The organism is Streptomyces alkaliterrae, from assembly GCF_007097205.2.
Classification (GTDB): Bacteria; Actinomycetota; Actinomycetes; order Streptomycetales; family Streptomycetaceae; genus Streptomyces; species Streptomyces alkaliterrae.
Map to the genome: position 1 here is coordinate 1 of NZ_VJYK02000474.1, position 2,762 is coordinate 2,762.

At 70.7% G+C, this 2,762-nt stretch carries 4 protein-coding genes; 3 read left to right on the forward strand and 1 reads right to left on the reverse strand.

The features are described from left to right. Positions 1–257: 257 nt before the first annotated feature. Both FNX44_RS25750 and FNX44_RS25755 read left to right on the forward strand, forming a co-directional pair. Positions 258–611, forward strand: a complete 354-nt coding sequence (locus FNX44_RS25750; RefSeq protein ID WP_173019289.1) for a prevent-host-death family protein — start codon at positions 258–260, stop codon at positions 609–611. Then, the gene (locus tag FNX44_RS25755; RefSeq protein ID WP_143651383.1) at positions 608–958 is read left to right on the forward strand and encodes a hypothetical protein; all 351 of its coding nucleotides are present in this window, start codon (positions 608–610) and stop codon (positions 956–958) included. Before FNX44_RS25750 ends, FNX44_RS25755 begins: the two co-directional genes overlap by 4 nt. Before the next feature lie 60 nt (positions 959–1,018). Here FNX44_RS25755 and FNX44_RS25760 read toward each other — a convergent pair whose 3' ends face one another. Further along, the gene (locus FNX44_RS25760; protein WP_143651384.1) at positions 1,019–2,212 is read right to left on the reverse strand and encodes a pyridoxal phosphate-dependent aminotransferase; all 1,194 of its coding nucleotides are present in this window, start codon (positions 2,210–2,212) and stop codon (positions 1,019–1,021) included. A gap of 141 nt (positions 2,213–2,353) precedes the next feature. Between FNX44_RS25760 and FNX44_RS25765 the strand changes: the two genes are divergently transcribed. Continuing rightward, entirely contained in the window at positions 2,354–2,554 is a 201-nt protein-coding gene (locus FNX44_RS25765) for a hypothetical protein (protein WP_153507739.1), read from the forward strand. Positions 2,555–2,762 lie beyond the last annotated feature (208 nt).

The window sequence follows — 2,762 nt, forward strand, 5'->3', positions numbered from 1 at the left end:
CCCCTGTACACCCCCAACACCACCCCTTTCCCGACCACGTCCGGAAGGGCTCCACCCTTGCGAGCGTGTCCGGGAGGGAGTCCCGAGGCCTGGAAATCAGACCACGATCAGAGTACAGTCTGAGTATGGCTACCGTGTACTCGCCCTCGGACTCGGAATCCGTCTCGTTCACCGATCTGTCGCGAAACCCGAAGGCTGTGGCGGCGAGGGCCGCCGCTCTCGGATGCCTCCGTGTGACGCACCGGGATGCTCCTGACATGGTTCTGACGACGGCCGTACACGCCGACCGCACCGAGGAGAACCTGACCACCGCCTCCCGGCTGTTCCTCGCGCTGATGAAGCAGAACGACGGCGCCAAGTCGCTCCTGCTCGCGCTGCCCGAGGTGTTCCCGTGGGTGCGTCACCTGAACGCCGAAGAAGTTCGGGAGTTCACTGTCGAGCTGCTGGACGCGCTGTCGGACGCGGCCGAGCTCGGAGCGAGGGACGCGGTGCATCGAGCGATCGTCTCGTGGCGGGCGACTGCCCGCATCAACGCGGACCCTGACCAGCTCAGGGACGCGCTCCGCCCGCTCGGCAACGCGAACCTCGGTCCCGTCGAGGTCCACGAGTGAGCCCGAAGAAGGGCGACCGGGTCAGTGTCCCCCCGCTGAGTGGCTGGAACGTCGTCCATGGGACGACCGAGGCTGCGAACGGCTGGGAGGAGCTGTGCCGGGTCGCCTTGCCGAGCGCGCATCGCTGTCTGGAGGCCCTTCGCGAGGACCCGTTATCGCGATCCAACTGGAACCGTCAGCATCAGCTCCGAGGTCGGCTCGCTACCAGGGAATGGAAGGGCTCCGCACTTGAGCAGTGGGAGTACGAGGTCACCAGCGGCGGCAGGGTCCGCTACCTGGTCAGCCCGGAGACCTCGACCGTGATCCTCGTGTACGCCTCGCCGCGGCATCCGAAGGACACCGAGTAGCCGCCGACGCGGCGGACGGGTACGTGTCCGGATCGCGCCACCGACGCCGACGCCGGGCTGTCAGTGGGTGAAGGTGGTGCGGAGGCGGGTTGCGGCCTCCGTCAGTACCTCGGCGCGCTTGCAGAAGGCGAAGCGGACGTGGGTGCGGGCGGTGTCGGGGTTGTCGTAGAAGACGGAGTTGGGGACGGCCACGACGCCGCAGCGTTCGGGGAGGGCGCGGCAGAAGTCGTAGGCGTCCTTCTCGCCGAGCGGGGCGATGTCGGTGGTGATGAAGTACGTGCCGGCCGGCTGGTAGACCTCGAAGCCGGCGGCGCGCAGGCCGTCGGCGAGGATGTCGCGCTTCTGCCGCAGGTCGGCGCGGAGGTCGGTGAAGTAGGTGTCGGGCAGGCGCAGGGCTTCGGCTACGGCGTACTGGAAGGGGCCGGCGGAGACGTAGGTGAGGTACTGCTTGGCGGACCGGACGGCGCTGATCAGCGCCGGCGCGGCGGTGACCCAGCCGACCTTCCAGCCTGTGTAGGAAAACGTCTTCCCGGCGCTCGAAATGGTGACGACTCGGTCGCGGAGGTCGGGGTGGCGGCTGGCGAAGGTGGCCAGGGGGAGGTGGTCGCCTTCGAAGACGAGGTGCTCGTAGACCTCGTCGGTGACCACCAACAGTTCGCGCTCGCATGCGAGTTCGGCGACGGCCGCCAGTTCCTCGGGGGTGAGGACGGTGCCGGTCGGGTTGTGCGGGGTGTTGAGGAGGATGAGGCGGGTGCGGGGCGTGACGGCGGCGCGCAGTTCGTCGAGGTCGAGACGGAAGCGCCCCTCGTACGGGCGCAGCGTGACGGGCACGCGGAGGCCGCCGGCCATGGCGATGCCGGCGGCGTACGAGTCGTAGTACGGCTCCAGCGCGATGACCTCGTCGCCCGGTTCGAGGAGGGCGAGGAGGGTGGCGGCGATGGCCTCGGTGGCGCCGGCGGTGATCAGGACCTCGGTGTCGGGGTCGTGGGACAGGCCGTGGAAGCGCTGCTGGTGGTCGGCGACGGCCTGGCGGAGTTCGGGGACGCCGGGGCCCGGCGGGTACTGGTTGCCGCGGCCGTCGCGCAGGGCGCGGACGGCGGCTTCGCGGACCTCCTCGGGGCCGTCGGTGTCGGGAAAGCCCTGGCCGAGGTTGATCGCGCCGGTGCGCTGGGCGAGGGCGGACATCTCGGCGAAGATCGTCGTTCCGAACTCGGCGAGGCGGCGGTTCAGCAGTGGGCGTCCCATGGCGGTCATCCTCGCGAAAGCTCTGGTCTTCCTCAACTGTGCTTTCGGCCGGGCGTGGGGCGGGGATGCTGTGGGCAGTGCGGCGGTCGGCCACGGGGGGCGATCGCCGGGGCAGTGGTGGGCGCCCGCCGCTGGGGGAGGAGAGATCTGATGGAAGCGTTTCTGGTGTGTGTGGCGCTGGTCGCGGCGGCTGCGCCGGCGGCCTGGCTGATGTCCCGGGCCGAGCGGTCCGCGTACCGGCCGGGGCGGCGCGGGCCGGAGGAGCGGGCGGCGCCGCCGGTGACGGGCGTGACGGACGCGCCGGCCGCCGCGTCGACGCGGATCTCGGTCGACGGCATGAACGGGCACTAGGTACCGGGCGCGCCCGGTGAGCCGGGTGCGTGGAGGAAGGCGGGGGAGATGTTCAGGACTGCGTTCATTCTCGTGGCGTTTCTGGTGCTGGCAGGCGGCGTGGTGGCGTTGGCGTCGGCCATCGGGGGCCCCAGGTCCGGGCGGAGCGGCGGCAGCGACCACGGGTACGGCGGCCCTGCGCATGGTGGGGTCGACAGCGGTCTCGGAG

Excerpts from the sequence above, each read along its gene's own strand:
- FNX44_RS25750 (WP_173019289.1), top strand. The coding sequence starts at position 258 with ATGGTTCTGACGACGGCCGTACACGCCGACCGCACCGAGGAGAACCTG.
- FNX44_RS25760 (WP_143651384.1), bottom strand. The coding sequence starts at position 2,212 with ATGACCGCCATGGGACGCCCACTGCTGAACCGCCGCCTCGCCGAGTTC.
- FNX44_RS25765 (WP_153507739.1), top strand. The coding sequence starts at position 2,354 with ATGGAAGCGTTTCTGGTGTGTGTGGCGCTGGTCGCGGCGGCTGCGCCG.